Annotated in this window: 16 protein-coding genes and 5 pseudogenes; 10 read left to right on the forward strand and 11 right to left on the reverse strand. The window is 72.5% G+C overall.

Translation table 11 applies throughout. The features are described from left to right. Nucleotides 1–23 precede the first annotated feature (23 nt). From K3769_RS39595 to K3769_RS39610, 4 genes are all read right to left on the reverse strand, one after another. Nucleotides 24–1,409 (reverse strand): MBL fold metallo-hydrolase, encoded by a 1,386-nt coding sequence (locus K3769_RS39595; protein ID WP_267031042.1) that lies wholly within the window; start codon nucleotides 1,407–1,409, stop codon nucleotides 24–26. Nucleotides 1,410–1,563: 154 nt separating this feature from the next. After that, a complete protein-coding gene (locus K3769_RS39600; protein WP_267031043.1) occupies nucleotides 1,564–2,793 on the reverse strand; it encodes an NAD(P)/FAD-dependent oxidoreductase in 1,230 nt (409 codons plus the stop codon). Between the two features lie 173 nt (nucleotides 2,794–2,966). Then, entirely contained in the window at nucleotides 2,967–4,454 is a 1,488-nt protein-coding gene (locus K3769_RS39605) for a sensor histidine kinase (RefSeq protein WP_267031044.1), read from the reverse strand. After that, complete coding sequence (locus K3769_RS39610) at nucleotides 4,444–5,142, reverse strand: response regulator transcription factor (protein ID WP_267031045.1); 699 nt, start codon at nucleotides 5,140–5,142, stop codon at nucleotides 4,444–4,446. The genes K3769_RS39605 and K3769_RS39610 overlap by 11 nt, the downstream gene beginning before the upstream one ends. A 173-nt stretch (nucleotides 5,143–5,315) precedes the next feature. Between K3769_RS39610 and K3769_RS39615 the strand changes: the two genes are divergently transcribed. Beyond that, nucleotides 5,316–5,984, forward strand: a complete 669-nt coding sequence (locus tag K3769_RS39615; RefSeq protein ID WP_267031046.1) for a ferritin-like domain-containing protein — start codon at nucleotides 5,316–5,318, stop codon at nucleotides 5,982–5,984. A 363-nt stretch (nucleotides 5,985–6,347) separates the two neighbouring features. On the opposite strand, the pseudogene K3769_RS41005 reads toward K3769_RS39615, so the two are convergent. From K3769_RS41005 to K3769_RS39630, 4 genes and pseudogenes are all read right to left on the reverse strand, one after another. Next, a pseudogene (locus tag K3769_RS41005) lies at nucleotides 6,348–6,407 on the reverse strand (hypothetical protein); the annotation flags it as partial. 139 nt (nucleotides 6,408–6,546) lie between these two features. Further along, nucleotides 6,547–6,942, reverse strand: a pseudogene (locus K3769_RS39620) (flavodoxin domain-containing protein); the annotation flags it as partial. 16 nt (nucleotides 6,943–6,958) lie between these two features. Further along, nucleotides 6,959–7,567, reverse strand: a complete 609-nt coding sequence (locus K3769_RS39625) for a universal stress protein (protein ID WP_267031047.1) — start codon at nucleotides 7,565–7,567, stop codon at nucleotides 6,959–6,961. A 138-nt stretch (nucleotides 7,568–7,705) separates the two neighbouring features. Continuing rightward, nucleotides 7,706–9,550 carry a stealth family protein gene (locus K3769_RS39630; RefSeq protein ID WP_435369370.1) on the reverse strand — a complete coding sequence of 615 codons (1,845 nt, stop codon included), beginning with the start codon at nucleotides 9,548–9,550 and terminating at the stop codon, nucleotides 7,706–7,708. Nucleotides 9,551–10,036: 486 nt separating this feature from the next. Here K3769_RS39630 and K3769_RS39635 point away from each other — a divergent pair. The 3 genes and pseudogenes from K3769_RS39635 to K3769_RS39645 form a co-directional block, all read left to right on the forward strand. Further along, a pseudogene (locus K3769_RS39635) lies at nucleotides 10,037–10,708 on the forward strand (HAD-IC family P-type ATPase); the annotation flags it as partial. Nucleotides 10,709–10,814: 106 nt separating this feature from the next. Then, nucleotides 10,815–10,874, forward strand: a pseudogene (locus tag K3769_RS39640) (hypothetical protein); the annotation flags it as partial. After that, nucleotides 10,866–11,237: a TrkA C-terminal domain-containing protein gene (locus K3769_RS39645; RefSeq protein WP_372515190.1), complete on the forward strand. Its 372-nt coding sequence runs from the start codon at nucleotides 10,866–10,868 to the stop codon at nucleotides 11,235–11,237. The pseudogene K3769_RS39640 and the gene K3769_RS39645, both read left to right, overlap by 9 nt. Before the next feature lie 119 nt (nucleotides 11,238–11,356). Here the strand turns inward: K3769_RS39645 and K3769_RS39650 are convergent, their stop codons facing one another. Both K3769_RS39650 and K3769_RS39655 read right to left on the reverse strand, forming a co-directional pair. Next, nucleotides 11,357–11,776 (reverse strand): arsenate reductase ArsC, encoded by a 420-nt coding sequence (locus K3769_RS39650; RefSeq protein WP_267031048.1) that lies wholly within the window; start codon nucleotides 11,774–11,776, stop codon nucleotides 11,357–11,359. Nucleotides 11,777–11,839: 63 nt separating this feature from the next. Beyond that, the gene (locus K3769_RS39655; RefSeq protein WP_267031049.1) at nucleotides 11,840–12,226 is read right to left on the reverse strand and encodes an ArsR/SmtB family transcription factor; all 387 of its coding nucleotides are present in this window, start codon (nucleotides 12,224–12,226) and stop codon (nucleotides 11,840–11,842) included. A gap of 106 nt (nucleotides 12,227–12,332) precedes the next feature. On the opposite strand from K3769_RS39655, the gene arsM reads away from it, so the two are divergent. From arsM to K3769_RS39675, 4 genes are all read left to right on the forward strand, one after another. Beyond that, nucleotides 12,333–13,115 carry an arsenite methyltransferase gene (gene arsM / locus K3769_RS39660; RefSeq protein WP_267031050.1) on the forward strand — a complete coding sequence of 261 codons (783 nt, stop codon included), beginning with the start codon at nucleotides 12,333–12,335 and terminating at the stop codon, nucleotides 13,113–13,115. A gap of 169 nt (nucleotides 13,116–13,284) precedes the next feature. Next, nucleotides 13,285–13,512 carry a hypothetical protein gene (locus K3769_RS39665; protein WP_267031051.1) on the forward strand — a complete coding sequence of 76 codons (228 nt, stop codon included), beginning with the start codon at nucleotides 13,285–13,287 and terminating at the stop codon, nucleotides 13,510–13,512. Nucleotides 13,513–13,935: 423 nt separating this feature from the next. Next, complete coding sequence (locus K3769_RS39670) at nucleotides 13,936–14,742, forward strand: HAD family hydrolase (RefSeq protein WP_267031052.1); 807 nt, start codon at nucleotides 13,936–13,938, stop codon at nucleotides 14,740–14,742. After that, a complete protein-coding gene (locus tag K3769_RS39675) occupies nucleotides 14,739–17,129 on the forward strand; it encodes a glycoside hydrolase family 65 protein (protein WP_267031053.1) in 2,391 nt (796 codons plus the stop codon). The genes K3769_RS39670 and K3769_RS39675 overlap by 4 nt, the downstream gene beginning before the upstream one ends. A gap of 28 nt (nucleotides 17,130–17,157) precedes the next feature. Here the strand turns inward: K3769_RS39675 and K3769_RS39680 are convergent, their stop codons facing one another. Next, nucleotides 17,158–17,997 (reverse strand): universal stress protein, encoded by an 840-nt coding sequence (locus K3769_RS39680; RefSeq protein WP_267031054.1) that lies wholly within the window; start codon nucleotides 17,995–17,997, stop codon nucleotides 17,158–17,160. A 555-nt stretch (nucleotides 17,998–18,552) separates the two neighbouring features. Here K3769_RS39680 and K3769_RS39685 point away from each other — a divergent pair. Together K3769_RS39685 and K3769_RS39690 are read left to right on the forward strand one after the other, a co-directional pair. Continuing rightward, nucleotides 18,553–19,488 (forward strand): nitrilase-related carbon-nitrogen hydrolase, encoded by a 936-nt coding sequence (locus K3769_RS39685; protein ID WP_267031055.1) that lies wholly within the window; start codon nucleotides 18,553–18,555, stop codon nucleotides 19,486–19,488. Nucleotides 19,489–19,615: 127 nt separating this feature from the next. Further along, nucleotides 19,616–20,378: pseudogene (locus K3769_RS39690) on the forward strand (phosphopyruvate hydratase family protein); the annotation flags it as partial. Nucleotides 20,379–20,754: the final 376 nt, after the last annotated feature.

A 20,754-nucleotide genomic window follows, 5' to 3' on the forward strand; every position in this document is an offset into this window, starting at 1 on the left:
AGTAGTGGCAGCTCTCGGTGGGGTCAGGCGTCGGCGGATGCGGGCAGGGCGAGCCACGCGCCGTAGCCGCCGAGGAGGTCGGAGACGTCGGTACGGCCCTGGTGGCGCAGCAGGCTGGCGGCGACGGACGAGCGGTGACCGCCCGCGCAGTGCACGACCAGGGGCCGGCCGGCCGGGAGCTCCTCGCTGCGGCGGGTGAGTTCGGCCAGCGGGATGTGCAGGGAGCCCTCGATGAAGCCCTCCTCGCGTTCGGCGGTGTTGCGCACGTCCAGCAGCAACGGTGGTTCGTCGCCGTCCAGCAGTGAGCGAAGCTCGTCGGCGGTCAGGCGGCTGGCCTGCTCCATCTCGTCGGCCAGGGCCGGGAAAGCGCCCTCGGGTTCGCGCAGGTAGCCGCCGACCCTGTCGAAGCCGATCCGCGCGAGCCGGGTGACGATCTCCTCCTCGCGGTCCTGCGGGGCGATGACGACGACCTCGTGCTCGGGCGCGACGACCATGCCCGCCTGCTCGGCGAACCGGCCGTCGGCGGGCACGTTGACGGAGCCGCGCAGATACCCGGGACCGAAGTCCTGCGGAGAGCGGGCATCGAGCACGACCGCTCCGGCCGCGCGCCGCTGCAGGAACTCCTCGACGGACAGCGGGCGGGGTGCGGTGGCGGCGTCGAACAGGCCGTGCTCCTTACGGTTGAGGATGGCGTCGTAGACGAAGTAGGCGGGCGCGGACGGCTGGCCCTCGGTCACCAGTGACACGAACGCGTCCTCGCTCATGGGCCGGCAGGCGTAGTTGGTGGCGCGCTGCTCGCCGATGGTGGACTGGCGCCGGGTGGAGAGGTTCTTGCCGCAGGCGGAGCCGGCGCCGTGGGCGGGGAAGACGCGGACGGCGTCCGGGAGGCCCATCAGCTTGTGCTGGACGGTGTCGTAGAGCATCTTGCCGAGTTCGTCGGCGGTGACGCCGATGGAGGCGAGCAGGTCGGGGCGGCCGACGTCGCCGATGAACAGCGCGTCACCGGTCAGCACGCCGTACGGGACGGCGTCGTTCGCGTGCTCGTGGACCAGGATGCTGATCGACTCCGGGGTGTGACCCGGCGTTTCGAGGATGCGCAACTGGACGTCCCCGAGGGTGATGTGTTCACCGTCGGCGAGCTTGCGAATGGGGTACTCCGCCTCGGCGCGCCGTCCGTAACCGATCCAGGCGCCGGTGCGGTCGGCGAGTTCGAGGTGGCCGGCGAGGAAGTCGGCGTGGAAGTGGGTGTTGATGACGGCCTCGATGGTGAAACCGTGGGCGGCGGCGTCGGTGAGGTACTCGGAGACGTCGCGCCGCGGGTCGACGACGACGGCCTTGCCGGTGCTCTCGTCGGCGATCAGGTAGGACGCCTGGGAGAGGCAGTCGAGGTAGTACTGGGCGAAGAACATTGGTCTGATGACCTCCATGTCGGACGGGGTCTGTCACCCCGGGGGTATGGGTGAGGTTCTGGTCCGCCTTCGTCGGAGGCGGGGGAGGTGGTCGGCCTGAGGCGGGGGCGCCCGGGTCGGGGGCGCCCGGGCCAGGGGATGCCGGGCCGACCGGTCAGAGGCGGCCGGTGAGCATGCCGTGCCAGTAGAGCGGCGGCAGCCCGTACCGCTTGAACACCCACCCCGTGCGCCGCTCCTTGAACGGATCCAGCAGCGGGAAGGTGGGCGTGGGGTTGAGGTCGTAGTCGAACTCGGCGAGCAGCATCCGGTCGCGGGCCGTCACCAGCGGACAGGACGTGTAGCCGTCGTACCGGTGCGAGGGGGAACGGCCGTTCATGACGTCGAGCAGATTGCCGGCCACGACCGGGGCCTGCTTGCGTATGGCTGCGCCTGTCTTGGAGGTCGGCAGGTTCGCCACGTCCCCGAGTGCGAAGGCCTCGGCATAGGACGGGTGTTGCAGGGTGTACTTGTCGGCGGCGACGAACCCTTGAGGGCTGGCCGGGTCGGCGAGCGGGCCCGCCTGGACCCAGTCGGGCGCGCTCTGCGGAGGCACGGCGTGCAGGAGGTCGTAGCCGATGATTTCCTTCGTGCCGTTCGTGTGGTCGGTGATCGTGACCTCGCGGGCGTCGCCGTCGACGGCGGTCATCTCGGAGCGCAGCCGCACCTCGATGCCGTACCGGGCCGCCACCTTCTCCAGCACCCGCGACCAGGCGGGCACCTTGAACATCGTCGGATCGGGGATGACTAGGACGATCCGGATGTCGTCGAGGACCTTCCGCCTTCGCCAGTGGTCGGCGGCCAGGTAGGCGATCTTCTGCGGGGCGCCGCCGCACTTCAGCGGGGTCGCCGGGTGGGTGAAGACGGCCGTACCCGACCGCATCGACTTGATCAGCTCCCAGGTGCGCGGCGCGTACTCGGGCGCGTAGTTGCTGCTCACCCGGTCGTGCCCGACGGCCTCGGCCAGGCCCGGCACGCTGCCCCAGTCGAGTCGCAGCCCGGGTGCCATGACCAGGTACTCGTAAGCGAGGGGGACACCCCCGGACAGGGTCACCGTGCGGGTCTCCGGATCCACGGCCAGGGCAGCGCGGCGGATCCAGCGCACACCGTCCGGGACCACCGATCCTTCGGGGCGCCGAGTGGCGGCCAGGGGTGCCTGGCCGCCGCCGACCAGGGTCCACAGCGGCTGGTACCAGTGCGTGTCGGACGGTTCGATCAGGGTGATGTCGCCGACGCCGGCGCGGCGCAGGCGGGCGGCGACGCTGATGCCGGCGCTGCCGCCGCCGATGACGGCGACGCGGTGACGGCCGGAGACCGGGGAGTCGGCGGGGGAAGGGGTGGCGGCCAAGGCGGTGCTCCTTTCGGGTTTCCGAGGGGCAGGTGTGCAGGTGTGCAGGTGTTGAGATGTGCGGGGTGGGCGCGGGAGCACTTCCTGTGTCACTTCACGAGCCACTTCGTTGCCTTCTCAAGTACCCCCGGGGGTATCTCTCCGATGAGAGTACGGCGGTGCGGGGGAGAGCGTCAAATACCCCCAGGGGTATTTGCCCGTGAGGTAACTCGTGGCCCGCTGCCCGGTACGGGCCCTGCCCCGTACGGGGTGGTCCTGGGCAGCCGGAGCGTCATCCGCGTTCCGCCGCTCGGTCCGGAGCCCGCGGTGACCGTGCCGCCGTGGGCGGTGACCAGCTCCTTGACCACGGCGAGGCCGATGCCGCTGCCACCACCGGCGCCGGCACGTGCGCCGCGCCACAGGCGGTCGAAGACGTGCGGCAGCTCGTCGGCGGGGATACCGGGCCCGGTGTCGGCCACCTCCACGACGGCTTCGGCGGGCGTGGCGGAGGTGGTGACGGTGACGGTGTCGCCGGGGCGGCAGTGGCGGGCGGCGTTGCTCAGCAGGTTGCCGAGCGCCTGGTGCAGACGGTCGGCGTCGGCCCGGACCGACAGGGGAGCGGGGCCGGGCACGGTGCGCACGGTCAGCCCGGCGGTACGCAGCTCGGCCCCCCGTTCGGCCACGGCGGCCTCGGCCAGGGCCGTCAGATCCAGCTCGGCCGGGCGCAGGGACAGCCGGGCCGACTCGGCCTCCGCGAGTTCCCCGAGGTCACCGACGATGCGGCCGAGCCGCAGAGCCTGGTCGTGGAGGGAGGCCAGGCGTCCGGCCGACGGGTCGGCGTAGCCGTCGCGCAGTTCCTCAAGCCCCGCCTGCAACGAGGCCAGCGGCGTACGCAGTTCGTGGGCGACGTCCGCGGCGAGCCGGTGACGGGCCTGTTCGGCATGGTCGACGTCGTCCGCCATGGCGTCGAAGGCGCGGGTGAGGTCGCCCAGTTCGCCGGGGGCGTCGATCCGGGCCCGCGCCCCGCGGTCTCCGGTGGCCAGCGCCCGCGCGGTCGACGCGACCCGCACCACGGGGGCCGTCAGACGCCGGGTGACGAACCAGCTCACGGCCAGGGCTAGCGCCAGCGCCCCGGCGGCGGCCACGGCGATCCAGCCCCAGGCGACGGACCGGCCCGTCGACCCGGAGCCCGCCGAGAAGACGAGACGCACGGAGCCGACCGCGCGGCCGTCGACCACCACCGGAGCGCTCGCATCGGGCCCCGCGCCGACCCCTCGCCCGTGCTGCCCGTGGCCCGAACCGGACATGCCGTGCTCGCCCTCCGGGCCGGCGCCGGAGCCCTTGGTCGCCACCTCGTCATTCGCGTCGCGCACCGTGAGCACCGCTCCGGCGCCGGTGGCGACGGAGCGTGCCCTCGACAGGTCGGCCGTGGACCAGCCTCCGGACCTCCGGTAGGCGTCGGCGGCGACCGCGGCCACCCGGGCGGCCGTGCGCTCCCGGTCCGCCTGGTGGGCGCTGCTGAGCCCGCGGTCGGTTCCCACGAGGGCCGCGGCCGTCAGCAGGGCCACGGACGCCAGTGCCACGACGGCGAACGCCGCGAACAAGCGGCGCCCGAGCGGGCCGAGCCCACCGGAGAGCCGTATACCGGGGAGTCGTACACCGGAGCGCGGCTCACGGATCACGGGCCAACCCCAGCCGGTAGCCCACACTCAGCACCGTTTCCACGAGCCCGGGGCCGTCGGCCCCGAGCTTGTGCCGCAGGTTCTTCACATGCGAGTCGATCGTCCGCTCGTATCCGGCGAACTCGTAGCCGCGCACCCGGTTGACGAGCTCGTACCGCGAGAACACCCGGCCTGGCACCGACGCGAGCGCCGTCAGCAGACCCCACTCGGTGGGCGTCAACTCCAGGTAACAGCCGTCCAGCACCGCCTCGTGCCGTGCCTCGTCGATCCGCAGGCGGCCTTCACCGTACGACGACGGGACGGGCGCCGCCCCCGTCGCCGTACCCCCGACGCGCTGCAGCACCGCACCCACGCGCAGCACCACCTCGGTCGGGCTGAACGGCTTGGTCACGTAGTCGTCGGCGCCCAGCCGCAGCCCGTGGATGCGGTCCTCGACGGTGCTGCGGGCGGTCAGCACCACCACGGGCACCCGCCCGTGTGCGCGGGCCTCGCGCAGTACTTCGTCCCCGTCCACGTCCGGCAGCCCGAGATCCAGTAGCGTCAGATCGATCCCATGCTCGCCGAGCAGCCGCACGGCCTCGGCGCCCGAGCCGGTCGTCAGCACCCCGTAGCCCGCGCGCTCCAGGTAGCGGCGCAGCAGCTCGCGGATCTCCTTCTCGTCCTCGACGACGAGCACGGTGGCGGCCATGTCCCACACCTACGCACCGTGCGCGCGCCTCCGGGAGGGGCCGAACAGCCCCAACCCGCCCGTCGACCGTCTCCATCCCATCTCCACACGCATCGCACGCCGACTCCAGGGCGGGGGGCGACGGTGATGGTGCGGGAACGGAAAACGGTCCCGCGGTCCCGAGGAGGTTCGCCATGAAGCGCAACATCAGGATCGCGGCGGCGGTCGTCGCGGGTGCCCTCGCCATCGGCGGAGTGCTGGCAGTCGGCCCGGTGACCGCGGGCACGGACGGGGACACGCGGACCACGTCGCGGAGCATGCTGATGGACGCCCGGCACCAGGGGCGCCACCACGGCGGGGACATGCACGGCTTGCGGCGGCACGACGGAACCTGCAACGCGGGCGCCCCGGCCCGGCAGGGGACCCTGACGGCCGCGCAGAAGACCACGCTGGCGGGGACGGCCGAGGAGGAGAAGCTCGCGCACGACCTCTACACGGCGTTCGCCGAACGCTACGACCTGCGTGTCTTCGGGCGGATCGCGGCGGCCGAGACCCGGCACCTGACCGCCGTGCGTACCCTGCTGGACCGCTACGACGTCACCGACCCGACCGCCGGCAACCCGGCCGGCGAGTTCACCGACCCGGCCGTCCAGGCCACGTACGACCGGCTGCTGAAGCAGGGCGAGGACAGCCTGTCCGGAGCGTTGAAGGCGGGCCGCACGGTCGAGACCGACGACATCGCCGCACTGGAAAAGGCGCTGTCCGGACTCACCGCCCCGGACGCGCGCCAGATGTACACCAACGTGCTCGCCGCCTCCGAGCGGCATCTGATGGCCTTCGAGCACTGGATCGCGGACGAGTAGGTCGGGCGTAGGGGGACGGTCCCGGCCTGTGCCTGGCCGGGACGGTCGGAATTCGACCGAAGAGGGGCCGGTGCCCGGACAGTTGCCGTCACCGTCGGGGTTCTCGCACGCGTCCTGTCGGCGGCGCGGCGTGACCACGGTGGTGGTCACCGCCAGGAACACGGCGTCGAAGCCGCCGTCCCGCTGCGCCGCGAGGACGTCGTCCACCCGGCAACCGGTTTCCACGGTGGCGCCCGTCGCGAGGATACGGAGGATACGGTCGGTCTCGGCGTCCAGGACCTCACGGGGGAGCCGGTAGCGCGGGATGCCGTAGCGCATCATGCCACCGGGCCGGTCCTGCGCCTCACGGATCGTCACCTCGTGGCCGATCAGGCGCGGATGGTGGGCGGCGGGCAGTCCGGCCGGTCCGGATCCGACGACCAGGACGCGCCTGCCGGTCCACGGCGGGCCGGCCGTGGACCAGGTCGGCGGCGATGCCTGCCGTCCAGGCGTCGATGGCCGCCCAGTCGCGGTGGTCGCCGAACCGTCCGCCCATCAGGTGGAACACGAGCCGTCCGGCCAGGGGCAGTTGTTCGCGTGCGACGACGCCCGAGAACAGCCGGTGGTCCCGGAACGGCAGGTCGCCCGGCAGCCTCCCGACGATCCTCGGCGCCTCCTTGGGGCCCAGGCGCTTCCACGGCCCGCGCAGCGCGCCCGGCATGCCCACGCTGAAGATCCATACGGGCCGGATGCCGAGGGCGTCGGCGTTGGCGCGTACGAAGTCCTCGGCCGGAGCCAGCCAGGACTGCCCGTGCACGGCGCTGCCCAGGACGAACGCTCCGTACGCGTCGCTGTCGTCCACCGTCGCGAGGTCCCTCGCCTCGGCCTCCAGCCCGGACGCGGTCAGCCCGGTGGCCATCCGCTGCGCGATCCCGCGGGTGGAACCGTGCTCGGTCGCGTAGCCGACCAGTACGTTCATGACATCTCCTCGACGATCAGTCCGCGCAGGGGGTGCGCGCGGGTGTACGGCTGGTGGCACGCGGCGGGCGTGGCCACGCGGCTCCGCGACCGGAGGGCACGGCCATGGGTGCGCCTGCCGGCGGGGACATCGCCGGCGTCCGCGTGGCGGCGGGCACCGCGACGACGGGGACCACCGCGTGGCGCAGGCACTCGCGGCCGACGGCACCGACCGGAGACAGGCCGAGCTCTCCGTGCGCCCCGCGCCCCAGGGCGAGCAGCAGGGCCCCGCGCGCGTAGCGCAGCAGCACCGGCGCGGGCGGCCCTTCGACCAGGACCGCCCGCACGCAGGTGTCGATCCGCTGACCGAAGACGTCGCGCACGGTGGCGGCGAGCACCTGCGCGGCCCGCAGCCGTTCCTCCTCGGCCGTCGGACGCGCGGACACCGGTGCGTAGGGCGCGAGTCCGCGTACGGTCGGTTCCCAGGCGTGCACCACGGTCACCTCGGCCCGCAGGGCCCTGGCCTGCAGCGCGGCCCAGCGCAGCGCTGCCGTGGACGCCGCGGACCCGTCGACGCCCACCACGATGTCGCCTGCACCGCGCACAACCTGTCCGGGGGCGCGGTGTCCGGACACGGGTTCCCTCATGGCTTCCTTCCCGGACGCCGTTCCTCTCATGGGCGCCCTCCTGCTCACCGTGGCGCGGTGACACGGGGCCGGGTAAGGGCCCGTAGGGCTCCGTGACGGTGCCGAGCGGTCCCTCCCCATTGCGGTCATGACGCTGTGTCATGACCGGTGCCGTGCACGATCGAGCTCCCAGGGGCCGGGAAGTGGGAAGTACGCCTGCATGAAGGCGGTGACCAGGGCCTGCCGGGCCACGGGTTCCTGTTCGCGGGAGACCGTGTCGTTGAGGCAGAACACCTGCCTGTCGCGCCTGGCGAGCAGAGCGGCGAGGCGCGTGGCGAGGGCGGGGTGGGACACGTCGAGGTAGGCGTAGCGGATGCGGGCGGGCACGGCGCGGGCGGTGTGGAAGGCGTAGTAGTGGTGCAGCGAGGAGACGAAGGAGACGTCGTCGACGCTGCGGAAACGGTGGGAGGCGGTGGCCCGGTGCTCCACCGGGAACCTCTCCTCCATCTCGTACAGCACACTGCGCAGCAGCGGGTGCGGGGCGTGCTTCATCTTCTGGCTGACGACCGTGGAGAAGGTGGCCTCGATCAGTGCGCGGTTGTTCTTGCCGGCGACCGCGACGGGTACGTCCCGCACGCTCGGCGCGCCGGGCGGGATGAGCACCGACGAAGGGAAGAACTTGGTCAGGCCGTTGGCGAGGAAGAAGTCCTGGGGGACGACCGTCCGGCCCAGGAACACGTCGTCGTTGAAGTAGAGGAAGTGTTCGGACAGGCCCGGGACGTGGTGCAGTTGGCTCTCGATGGCGTGCGAGTTGAACGTCGGCAGCAGACCGGGGTCGGCGAAGATGTCCTGGTGGCTGACGACGCGGATGCCGCGGACCTCTGGGTCGAGCCAGGACGGGACCTGGTCGTCGGTGATCAGGTGGATGGTGCGCACCCAGGGCGCGTACTGGGCGAGCGAGCGCAGTGAATAGCGCAGTTCGTCACGGCTGATGTACCGCGCCGCGTTGTCGGCCTCCTCATGGTAGGGCTGTCCGGCGCAGGCCGCCCGGCGCCGCCGCCACCGGGGATCGCTCCCGTCGACCCAGGTGTACACGGCGTCGACGGGGAACCGTACGTCCCAGGGGCCGGGACGGGTGAACTCCCGGCGGGTGCGCACCGGTGGCAGGGGCCGGTCGGCCGGGGCCAGCGCGGTGAACAGGGAGTCGGAGACGCGGACCCGGGGGCCGTCGCGCGGCACCTGTGCGGCGGTGCGGTTCGGGCGGGGTGCCAGCAGCTCACCCGCCTCCTCGTCCGCCGCCCAGAACTCGACGTCGCAGCCGTACTTCGGCCCGAACACCAGCTGCCCGTCCGGATCGCCGCGGTACCAGGTGATACGGAACACGTCGGCGCCCGCGAACCGTCGCCAGGTGCGGTGGTGGAACCCGGGGCGGGTGAGGTGGCGTCCCCGCCGGGTGCCGTCGGGGGCGCCGACGTACCCGGGCCGTTCGCGGCAGGCGCGCTCCAGGGCGTGCAGGGCGGCGGCACGGTCGCGGGTGTCGAGGGCGATGACGGCGGACGTGTTGCTGTGTCCGCGGACGGCGAAGTGGTCGAGGCCCGCCGCGTCGAGGGCCGCGCGGACGGCCGCCGCGTTGGCGTTGCGCGCGTGGAGGGGCGAGACGTCGGAGCGTACGAGAATCACCTTCGGTACGTCCCGTACCAGCGCCGCCCTCCGCTCCGGCCCTGTGACCAGACGGGAGTGCGCTCGCGTCCACCACATGAAGCGCACGAGACCGAGCGCCCGGTGGCCGGACGGCATCCTGGCGAACCAGTGCTTCACGCGAGTACGGGCCTCGGGAGTGGTGTGTGCCACCAGGAGTCGCCGGAGTCGCACGGACAGGGCGTTCCGGTAGAGGCGCACCGGCCAGGACGCCTCGGGATTGCCCGGGCCGGACCGCATCACCGGCGCGGCCGGTGCCCGTGGTCGGCGGACGGGGTGCTTTCCACGTGCCGGGACGGTGCTCATCCGACGGCCCCCCTCCTGCGACATGGGTCCCTGCCCTCACCGTCCCACGCAGCGGACGCGCGGGACCTGGGCCTTACGGACCCCGTCAAGGGCTGAACAGGACGCAACCGCCGTGCCGTCGCACGGCCCGCGTCCCGCGCCGACCGGGTGCCTGCCTGAGCGGCCGGATGACGCCGAGAAGGGCCGACAAGCCCCGCCGGGGGCCCGGACGACCCCGGCGGGCGGGTCGGTCCGTCCGGCTCTGGCCGGACGGACCGCGCACCGGCGACCCTGGGCGTGGACCGGAACAGGCCGGGACCGTCGCCGTCGCCTGGAACGGGGCCGGGACCGGGGCACACGGACCGGCACGGCCCGCCCGGCCCCGACCGTTCGCGCACGGAGACCCACGACCCCACCCCGTCGCGCCGCACGGCCGTGCCGTTACGTGCCGTCACGTGACGGCCCATCGAACCTGCACCGGAGGAACAGCGGCGTCCGGAGGCTCTAGTGGACGACAGCCACGTCACGGTACGGCGCGCATCCGGCTACGGCATTCCGGCGGGGAAGGACGAAGCGTCCTGGGAACCTGGTCCGTCACCGCACCTGCTGCCCGCCGACGCGGTCCACACGGCACTCGGCACCTCGCCGCGCGGCCTGAGCGGGCCCGAGGCGGACCGACGGCGGCGGGAGCACGGCGCGAACGAACTGCCCCGGCCCCGGTCGCGGAAGCTGTGGCGGGAGTTCGCGACCCAGTTCACCGATCTGTTCGCGGTCGTGTACGGGATCGGTGCCGAAACCGAGTTCGGGCGGATCTTCCGGCTCACCGAGACCGCGCCCCGGCAGAAGACACCCCTGCAACGGCAGGTGGCCTCCATGGCCCGTAGAGTGGCCGCGCTGGCCGTCGTGACCGGCCTGTGCGTCTTCGCGGCACGCCTGCGGACCGGGCAACCCCTGGTACCCACCTTCGTGTTCGCGCTCGGAGTGATGGTGGCACTGGTTCCCGAAGGACTGCCGGCCACGCTCTCGGTCTCCCTGGCCATCGGCGTCCGCCGCATGGCGCGACGCCACGCCCTGGTCAAACAACTGCTCGCGGTCGAGGCGCTCGGGTCCACCACGGTGATCTGCACCGACGAGACCGGAACCCTGACCCAGGCGGAGATGACCGTCACCCTGCTGTGGGCGGACGGGACGCCGCACGAGGTGTCGGGCGTCGGCTACGCCCCGTCGGCGTGCGGGTGCCCATACGACGGACCTCGTCGTCGCGGTCACCGGCGAGGACGAGGACAACCTCGTCATCAGCCTCCTCGCCAAACGGCAGTTCCGCGCGGAGCGTGTGGTGGCCCGGGTCAACGACGAGGCGAACGCCTGGCTGTTCGACGGCAGTTGGGGGGTCGACGCCGCGGTACCCGCCGCCATGCCGCTGGTCTCCCTGATCGAGGAGGCCACGGGAGCCACGAACACCGTCGCCCTGCTGCGGCTGAGCAGAGCCGGGGTGAACGTGATCGAGACGAGCATCACGCCTGCCTCGCGTGCCGTCGGCGCCCCGCTGGCGGACGTCGAGGTCCCGCCGGGCACGGTCGTCGCGGCGGTCGTCCGCGACGGCACCCCCGTCGCACCGGCCGCCGATCTGCTCCTCGCGGCGGGGGACGAGATCCTGGTGGTCTCGCACGCCGCCACGGAGGTCGAGGTCCACGCGGCGTTCCGATAGCGCACGCGCACCCTCCGCGCCAGGCCCCGACCGGTCCGCCCGCCCCAGCACCCGGCACGACCGTGCTGCCGGACGTCGGACGTCGGACGTCGGACGTCGGACATCGGACACCGCGACGGTCAAGGGTGCTCGGGCAGGAGTTCGGCGAGGAGGCTGCGGGTGAGCTGTTCGATCTCGTCCCGGATCGGCCGGACGGCCTCGACGCCCTGTCCGGCAGGGTCGTCGAGTCGCCAGTCGAGGTAGCGCTTGCCGGGCAGGACGGGGCAGGTGTCACCGCAGCCCATGGTGATCACCACGTCGGACGCGCGGACGGCCTCCACCGTGAGGATCTTCGGGATCTCGGCGGACAGGTCGATACCGGCCTCCGCCATCGCCCGGACAGCGACCGGGTTGACGGCGTCGGCCGGAGCGGACCCGGCGGAGCGGACCTCCACCCGGCCGCGCGCGAGATGGGTGAGGAAGGCGGCGGCCATCTGCGAGCGGCCCGCGTTGTGGACGCACACGAACAGCACGGACGGCCTGGGACGGGAGTCGGACATGTGCGGAGCCTTCCGGAGCGGTGACGGTGGCGCAGGCCGCCGGTGCGGTGTCAGGGGCCGAACTCACGCGGGGGCGGGCAGCGGGCCGCCCGCGGGGCGGGTGAGGATGCCGGCGAGGCGGTCGGTCGCCTCGGGCAGCAGCCAGTAGTACACCCAGGTGCCGCGGCGCTCGCAGTCGATCAGTCCGGCCTGGCGCAGCAGTTTGAGGTGGTGGGAGATCGTCGGCTGGGACAGGTCGAAGGCCGGCGTGAGGTCACACACGCAGACTTCGCCGCCGGCCCGGGAGGCGATCATCGACAGCAACCGCAACCGGACGGGATCGCCCAGGGCCTTGAAGACCTTTGCCAGCTCCACGGCCCGGTCCTCGTCGAGCGGCGCCGTCAGCAGTCCCGGGCAGCAGCCCGCGGCGCCGTCGTCCTGGTCGATCACCGGAAGTTCCTGTTTCGACATACGTCTATCTTGACGTCCCTCAGGCGCAAGGCGCAAGGTTGTATCAATGAACGTCAATATAGGCCGTTCCGGGCGTGGTCACGCCCAGTCAACCGGGAGTCGAGCCATGAGCGAGCAGACCACCGATCTACGCGAAACCGTCCGCCGACGCTACGCCGCCGCGGCCGTGCAGGTCACCGAAGGCGGCACCGCCTGCTGCGGATCGCAGCCGGTCGAGATCGACGACGCCTTCGGATCCACCCTCTACGCGCCCGCCGACCGCGAGCAGCTGCCCGCCGAAGCGGTGGCCGCCTCCCTCGGCTGCGGCAACCCCACCGCCGTCGCCGAACTCCGCGAGGGCGAACGCGTCCTTGACCTCGGCTCGGGCGGCGGCATCGACGTCCTGCTCTCGGCCCGCCGTGTCGGCCCCACCGGCAGGGCGTACGGGCTGGACATGACCGAGGAGATGCTCGCCCTCGCCCTCGCCAACACGGCGAAGGCCGGCGTCACCAACGTCGAGTTCCTCAAGGGCGTCATCGAGGCGATCCCCCTGCCCGCCGCGACGATCGACGTCGTGATCTCCAACTGCGTGATCAACCTGTCCACCGACAAGGAGGCCGTCTTCGCCGAGGCCTTCCGTGTCCTCAAGCCCGGCGGACGTATGGGCGTCTCCGACGTCGTCGCCGACGACGCCCTCACCCGCGCCCAGCGGGCCGAGCGCGGCGACCACGTCGGCTGCATCGCGGGCGCCCTGTCCTTCACCGAGTACCACCGCGGCCTTCAGGCGGCCGGGTTCACGGACATCGAGATCATCCCGACCCACGCGGTCGCCGACGGGATGCACTCCGCAATCGTCCACGCCACCAAGCCCGGCGCGGCAGCCCCCGTAACCGACGGCCGCGAGAACTGACCGGGTGTCCAGCCCGCTCCACTGCGGACGTCCCGGCGGCTTCGCCGAGGGCGCCGCAAGGGCCGTCAGGCATCGCGGAACGTGCCGGTCGGCTCAAGTGCTCATGCCGGGGGCGGAGTTGAATAGGAGTGGAAGAAGCGTCCGCATGACACACCAGGAGGTGACAGCCATGCGTACGACATTCACGCCGGAGTTCTACGAACTCTTCGCCGTGCTCCTTGTCGCGGCCGTCGCCGTGACGATCGTCGTGGTCGCGGTGGCCGACTCGTTCCTCGTCAAGCTGCTCCACCGTATGCCCCACCGGCCTAGGCCGACCGCGCGGCCGACCGCCCCGCCGGACGTTCCGCGTGAGGGCCGAACAGCCCCTCCCGTCCGGCGCACACCCGTGCCACGGTGAACCGATGCCTCGTCCGTGAGGGAGAGCCCCGGAAACAACGGAAGGCGGTGGTCCCGGTGGAACTGCCCGTGGTCGTCGGTGTCGTCGGTGTCGACGGAGGCCGGGTCGGCGGATGCGGTGCCGCCGGAAGCGGTGCAAGGTGTAGCCGCACCGCTCGGCCCCGTCGGCCGCACGCCGCAGCACCACACTCCGCCGCACCACGCGGCCTGCCCGGTGGCGGTCGTCCCGCACGGGAACGGACGTGACCGTGGCAGCAGGGCCGGCAGCAACCCCGCCTCACACCCCGCAGGAGCACCCCATGATCGTTCGAGAGAGTCGCAGCACACCCGGCTGCCGCCACCCGTACGGGGCATCCGAGCGTACGGGGACCGGCACTCCACCGGTCACGGGGAACACCGGCACCGGTCGTACGGCGGGGCGGCCGTGAACCCGGCACGGGCCCGGGCCGGGAAACCCGGCGACACCCTCGCCCCCGTCCTGCGCGACGTCCGGGCCGTCGTCCTCGACACCGACGGGGTGATCACGGACTCCGCGCGGGTGCACGCCGCCGCCTGGAAGACCGCCTTCGACACCTTCCTGCGCGCCCACCCTCCCGAGGACCCGCACCAAGGGCGTCCGTTCGACGAGCGGGACGACTACCTGCGGTACGTGGACGGCAAGCCCCGTCCCGACGGCGCCGCCGCCTTCCTCGTCTCCCGCGGTCTCGACCCGCTCGCCGAGACGGTGCGGGAGGTGGCCGCCGACAAGGAGCGGCTCTACACCGGCATGCTCCGCGAGCACGCCGTCGACGCCTACCCGGGGACGGTACGGCTGCTGCGCGCCCTGCGCCGCAGGGGAGTGCCCCTGGCCGCCGCCTCCGCGTCCCGTCACGCCGGTGAACTCCTCACCGGGGCGAAGGTGCTGGACCTGTTCGACACGCTCGTCGACGGCGGGGAGGCGGCCCGGCTGGACCTGCCGGGCAAACCGGATCCCGCCCTGTTCCTGGAGGCGGTCCGCCGCCTCGGTGTCCCCGCGGACCGTGCCGCCGTCATCGAGGACGCCCTGGCGGGCGTGGAAGCGGGCCGCCGCGGCGGTTTCGCCGTGGTCATCGGAGTGGACCGCACGGCGGGCCCGGGCACCGGTGAAGCACTGCTGAGGCACGGCGCCCACCTCGTCGTACGGGACCTGGGGGCGCTCGTCGGAACCGGAACCGGAACCGGAACCGGAACGGGAACGGGAGCGGCGCGGTGACGGACCGGACGTGGGAGTACGAGGGCTACGACCCCGCCGACGAACGCCTCAGGGAGTCGCTGTGCACCCTCGGCAACGGCTACTTCGCCACGCGTGGAGCGCTCGCCGAGTGCGCGGCGGACGACGTGCACTACCCGGGCACGTACGCGGCCGGCTGCTACGACCGGCTCACGTCCGAGGTGGCGGGACGGCGGACCGACAACGAGGACATGGTCAACCTGCCGAACTGGCTGCCGCTCCGCTTCCGTCTGCGGGATGAGAAGGGCTACGGCGCCTGGTTCACGCCGGACACCACGACCGTCCTGGAGCACGGCCAGACCCTGCACCTCTCCTCGGGCCTCCTGGAACGGCGCACCCGGTACGCCGATGCCGAAGGCCGCGTCCTGGCGGTGCGCCAGTTGCGCCTGGTGCACATGGCCGACCCGCATCTGGCCGCGCTGCGGACCGAGTTCACGGCGGAGGACTTCGCCGGTGACCTCGAGGTCGAGGCAGCTCTCGACGGCGCCGTCACCAACGCGGGCGTGGCGCGCTACCGGGATCTGGACGGCCGCCACCTGACCCATGTGCACACCGACACCGCCGCCCCCGACACGGTCTGGCTGCGCTGCCGTACCCGTACCTCCGACATCCGCATCGGCATGGCGGCCCGCCTCGTCGCGGACACACCCGTGTCGGTCCGGCACACCTCACTGAGCGCCGTCCAGCGCACCCTCCTGCCCCTGGCCCCCGGCCGCACGGTGAGCGTCGACAAGACCGTCGCCCTGCACACGTCCCGCGACCCGGCCATCAGCGACCCGCTGCGGGCCGCGGTCGACCGGGTGAGCAGGGCGCCCGGCTTCGACGAACTGCTGGAGTCGCACATCACGGCCTGGGACCAGCTCTGGCGCCGGGCCGAACTGAACGTGCCGGGCGAGGCGGGTCACATCCTGCGGCTGCACCTCTTCCACGTCCTGCAGACCCTCTCCCCGCACACCGCCGACCTCGACGTCGGCGTCCCCGCCCGGGGTCTGCACGGCGAGGCCTACCGCGGGCACGTCTTCTGGGACGAGCTGTTCGTCCTGCCGTACCTCAACCTGCACTTCCCCGAGGTGTCCCGCGCGCTGCTGCGCTACCGGCACCGGCGCCTCGAAGCGGCCTGTGCCGCCGCCCGCGCGGCCGGCCGCACCGGCGCGCGCTACCCCTGGCAGAGCGGCAGCGACGGCCGCGAGGAGACCCAGGAGCTGCACCTCAACCCCCGCTCCGGGCGCTGGCTGCCCGATCACTCACGGCTCCAGCACCACGTCGGCTCGGCGGTGGCGTACAACGTGTGGCAGTACTGCCAGGCGAGCGGGGACGCCGAGTTCCTGCACACCAAAGGCGCCGAGATGCTCCTGCAGATCGCCCGCTTCTGGGCGGACTCGGCCACGTACGACGAGAGCCTGGGACGGCACCGCATCCTCGGCGTGGTCGGACCCGACGAGTACCACGACGCCTACCCGGACGCGAAGGAGCCCGGCCTCGACGACAACGCGTACACCAACGTCACGGCCGCCTGGGTCCTCACCCGCGCCCTCGACGTGCTGGAGAACCTGCCCGAACCGCGCCGGCGTGAACTCGTCGAACGCGCGGCCCTGGACGGCGGCGAACTCGAACTGTGGCAGGACGTGTCCCGCAGCCTCCACGTGCCCTTCCACGACGGCGTCATCAGCCAGTTCGAGGGCTACGGCGACCTCGCCGAACTCGACTGGGACGGCTACCGCGAGAAGTACGGCGACATCCGCCGCCTGGACCGGATCCTGGAGGCGGAGGGCGACTCCGTCAACCGCTACCAGGCGTCCAAGCAGGCCGACGTACTGATGCTCGGCTACCTCTTCTCACCGTCCGAACTCCAGGCGCTCTTCAGCCGCCTGGGCCACCGGCTCGACGAGGACACCTGGCGACGCACGGTCGACCACTACCTGCGACGTACGAGCCACGGCTCCACGCTCAGCGGCCTGGTCCATGGGTGGGTGCTGGCCCGGGCCCGGCGCGCCGAGGCCTGGACGTTCTGCCAGGAGGCCCTGCGCGGCGACATCGCCGACCTGCAGGGCGGCACCACCGGAGAGGGGATCCACCTGGGCGCCATGGCCGGCACCCTGGACCTCGTCCAGCGCGGACTGACCGGCCTGGAGACCCGCGAAGACGCCCTGTGGCTCGACCCGGTGCCCCTGCCGGAACTCTCCTCCTACGGCTTCACCCTCCGCTACCGGGGCCACTGGGGCGTACGCCTGCGCATGGAGCGCGGAAGCCTGGAGATCACGGTGCCCTCGTCCGACCGGCTGCCCATCGAGGTCCGGCTGCCCGGCCGCGCGGTGTCGGTGCAGCCGGGGGAGACCTGCCGGCTGGTGTTGCCGGACCGGGAAGCGTGAGCCGGAGTCCCCGCGACCCGGAGGCCGGTCAGGTGACGACGGCGATCGGACCGCCGGTGAGGTGCACGAGTGCGTGAGCGACCGGACCGAGCCCGCCACCGGGCCGACGGCCCACCACCAGCAGCTCGGCGCTGCCGGAACAGCGCACCAGGGCCCTGACCGGGGCCGACAGGACGACGTCCTCCAGGACCCGCACGGACGGGTACTTCTCGCGCCACGGGCGCAGCGCGTCGGCCAGCAGCTCCATCTCCCGGTGGACACGGGCGGCGTACCGTGACGCCGAGACCGCACGGTCCGCCTCCCCTTCCGCCACTCTGTCCGGGGGCGTACCCACGTGTACGGCGTGGAGCCGCGCGCCGTGCAGGCGCGCCGTGTCGAAGGCGAAGTCGACGGCTCCGCCCACCGGGGCACGGGCGTCGATCCCCAGCGTCACCTTGTCCGGCCGGCGAGCACGGCGGCCGGCGCCGAATCCGCTCGGTACGAGAACCACCGGGCGGTCGGTGCGAGCGGCTGCAGCCAGAGCCGTCGATCCTACGGCCAGCCCCGCGAAGCCGCCCTCGCCGCGCAGTCCGAGGACGAGCATCTCGGCGTCCCCGCTCCCCGAACCGAGCGCCGGTACGACGGGCCCGGCGAGCCCGAGCCCTTCGGCCCGCAGTCCGGGATGCCGGGCAGCGAGCTGCGCCGCGACCCGCTCGGCCACGTACTGCGCCGGGTCGGGCCGGAGCTCGCCCGCGCCCGGACCGGGCGGCGGCGACACGTGGAGCACCCGCAGGGGCAGTCCGCGTCGCAGGGCCTCGCGCGCCGCCCACTCGGCCGCGGCGGCACCGCGCAGCGAACGGTCCACTCCGGCCACGATCACGCGCTCCATGACAACTCCCTCCCGGACACCCCGGGGCAGCTCCCCACCTTCATGGTGACCGCCGACCCCGTGTCCGGACAGGGCCGTTGAGCCCGGAGAGGGACCCACGTGCCGTCGGCTCCCGGCGCAGAAGGCCCGCGTGCCCCGAGTGGCACCCGGACCGGGACCGGCGGCCCACCGACGTGAGGGACCGGCCTCACGAGATGGTCGGCAATGTCCTCGCCAACGCGCGTACCCACACGCCCGGGACCGTTGGTCCCTGTCACCGCCTCGGCCGCGGTGCGAGTGTCGGAACTGAGCCCACGACGACGGAGGCACGTCTCACGGGCGGGGCCGGTTCGGGGACCGGTGCCGGCCGCCGTCGCGGCTCCTCGGGAGAGGAAGAACTCAGGGGGGTGGCACGGTGAAACGCACGGCGAAGGTCAGCGTCGGACTGTTCGCGACGTGGGCGGTCAGGCGCCCCGGTTCGCGCGGGATGAGGATCTTGGTGTCCGGTGGCTGGGTGAGTCGTTCTTGGTGCAGTGACGGTCACCCGGACCGTCCTTCATCGAGGGATCCCTGCTCATGAATCAGCCCGTCCGCGTCGTCTTCCGTTCCGCTTCTCGCGCGGCGCCCGCTTTCGGTGAGGGCCTGCGGGTCGCTCTCTACCAGGGGCAGGGAGCGGTCGGCAGCCGCCAGGCGGTGGAGCAGAACCTGGAGCGGCTGATCGAGGTGACCGCGCTGGCGGCGGAGTACGGCTGCCAGGTGGTGGTGTTCCCGGAGAAGTACACCACCGGTTACGCCATCGGCCCCGAGCAGTGCCGCGAGCTGGCCGAGCACCGCGAGGGTCCCTCGGTCGAGCGCGCCCGGCTGGCGGCGAAGGAGAACGGCCTGGCCGTGGTCCTGCCGTACCCGGAACGCGACGGATCCGAGTTCTTCGACTCGATCAGCGTGATCGCGGCCGACGGGCTGGTGGCGGCGAATTACCGCAAGACCCACCTGTACGGGGCGGCCGAGCGGCGCAACTACTCCTTCGGCAACGACCTGCCACCCGTGGTCGGCGTCAACGGCATCGCGGTCGGCGTGCTCAATTGCTACGAGTGTGAGTTCCCGCCGCTGTACCAGTACCTGGCTGAAAAGGGCGCCCAGGTCGTCCTTGGGCCCACCGCCGCCGACGGGCACTTCCGGCTGGCCGACGGCACCATGAGTCAGGTTCCCTACCAGGACGCCACCCGTCACATCATCCCCGCCATGGCCGGCATCTGGCGCCTGTTCATCGCTTACGCGAACCGCCGCGGTTGGGAACAGGTCCCGGCCGGAGCATGGCAGTACCAGGGCAACTCCGGCGTCTGGGCCCCGGACGGCGACCCCTTGATCGCCGCCACCGCCGAAGACCGCCACCACGACTGCCTTTTCGTCGCGGACTGCCTCCCCGCAACCGTCCCGCCCTTCAGCCCCGAAGGACACCACCCCACCGACAACCGCCTCACCCTCAACCCCGTCCTCAAGCCCGCGAGATGACACGCCCGCACCGTGCTCGGTGCCGATCGTGCGCCGACGGTCTCGGCCGGCTGCCCCATCCGGCCCAAGACAGCCGGTGGTGGGCCGGTCTGGAATGGGTCGAGGCGCACGCTGGAAGGGGACACCCGTGTCCGCCCACCGTCCGCGCCACGCGAACGAGGACCGCGACCAGGCGTACGCGGAGATCCTCGACTCCCGCGCCCGCCCCACCCTCGCCGTCGTCCTGGACCGCCGACGGCCTGCGCGTACGTGCCGGGGTGCCCTCCGGTGCGTCCACCGGCACCCGAGAGGCCGTCGAACTGCGCGACGGCGACCGGGATCGGTACGGCGGCCAGGGCGTCACCGAGGCTGTCGCCCCCGTCGGCGCACCCGATATGCCCGAGGCGGTACGTGCCGGTGCCGAGGTGTACGCCAGGCTCAAGGCGCGTCCCGCCCGCGAGGGCCACCCGACCGGTCTGGGCGACGAGGGTGGCTTCGCCCCCGACATCGCCCGCCCCGCAGACGTCCTGGCCCTCCTCGTCGAGGCCATCACGGATTCCGGGTACTTGCCGAGCCACACTGGCATCGCCATCGCCATCGCCCTCGACCCGGCCGCCAGCGAGTTCCGCGACACGGCCGACGGCCGCTACCGTGTCGCGGGCGAAGCTCTGACCAGCGATCAGCTCATCGACCGCTACGAGGCGATGTGCGACCGCTTCCCCATCTGGTCCATCGAGGACGGGCTCGGCGAGGACGACTGGGACGGCTGGGTGCGACTGACCGAACGTCTCGGCCACCGCGTCCAGTTGGTGGGCGACGACCTGTTCGTCACCAACCCGGCCATCATCGCCGAGGCGATCGAGAAGAAGGCCGCCAACGCCTCCTTGCTCAACGGGTCACGTGCCGGGTCGCGTTCCGGGGCGCGCGCCACCTGGTCCAGGAAGGCGCCGACAGCCCTGCCGAAGTTGTCGATCTCCGCCGCGACGGCCGCGGGGGCGACCAGGCCGACCCGGGTCAGGGCCGCGCTCCACTCGCTCCAGTCGTAGTCCCAGCCCCGTCGGTCGGCATGGGCGCGGCTGATGACCATCGTGAACCTGGCGAACTTACTGGTGACCGCCCTCTGATGACAATGCTCGACTACCGGTAACTGCCCCCGCAGTCAAGGCGTTCGGGGTGTGAGGGAAGCGGTACCCCTTGGAGCGCGAGGGAGGGGGACCCGGGCGTGTCCGGAGCTGTCAAGGCCAGCGTCGTACACTATAGTTATCCTAGAGCGGACGGGTTCCGGTC

The organism is Streptomyces ortus (assembly GCF_026341275.1).
GTDB lineage: Bacteria > Actinomycetota > Actinomycetes > Streptomycetales > Streptomycetaceae > Streptomyces > Streptomyces ortus.

What these genes read in the sequence shown, in the direction of transcription:
- K3769_RS39685 (WP_267031055.1), top strand. Translation starts at nt 18,553, where the DNA reads ATGAATCAGCCCGTCCGCGTCGTCTTCCGTTCCGCTTCTCGCGCGGCG.
- K3769_RS39610 (WP_267031045.1), bottom strand. Translation starts at nt 5,142, where the DNA reads ATGGCCGCCACCGTGCTCGTCGTCGAGGACGAGAAGGAGATCCGCGAG.
- K3769_RS39630 (WP_435369370.1), bottom strand. Translation starts at nt 9,550, where the DNA reads ATGAGCACCGTCCCGGCACGTGGAAAGCACCCCGTCCGCCGACCACGG.
- K3769_RS39595 (WP_267031042.1), bottom strand. Translation starts at nt 1,409, where the DNA reads ATGTTCTTCGCCCAGTACTACCTCGACTGCCTCTCCCAGGCGTCCTAC.
- K3769_RS39650 (WP_267031048.1), bottom strand. Translation starts at nt 11,776, where the DNA reads ATGTCCGACTCCCGTCCCAGGCCGTCCGTGCTGTTCGTGTGCGTCCAC.
- K3769_RS39615 (WP_267031046.1), top strand. Translation starts at nt 5,316, where the DNA reads ATGAAGCGCAACATCAGGATCGCGGCGGCGGTCGTCGCGGGTGCCCTC.
- K3769_RS39625 (WP_267031047.1), bottom strand. Translation starts at nt 7,567, where the DNA reads ATGAGGGAACCCGTGTCCGGACACCGCGCCCCCGGACAGGTTGTGCGC.
- K3769_RS39680 (WP_267031054.1), bottom strand. Translation starts at nt 17,997, where the DNA reads ATGGAGCGCGTGATCGTGGCCGGAGTGGACCGTTCGCTGCGCGGTGCC.
- K3769_RS39655 (WP_267031049.1), bottom strand. Translation starts at nt 12,226, where the DNA reads ATGTCGAAACAGGAACTTCCGGTGATCGACCAGGACGACGGCGCCGCG.
- K3769_RS39665 (WP_267031051.1), top strand. Translation starts at nt 13,285, where the DNA reads ATGCGTACGACATTCACGCCGGAGTTCTACGAACTCTTCGCCGTGCTC.
- arsM (WP_267031050.1), top strand. Translation starts at nt 12,333, where the DNA reads ATGAGCGAGCAGACCACCGATCTACGCGAAACCGTCCGCCGACGCTAC.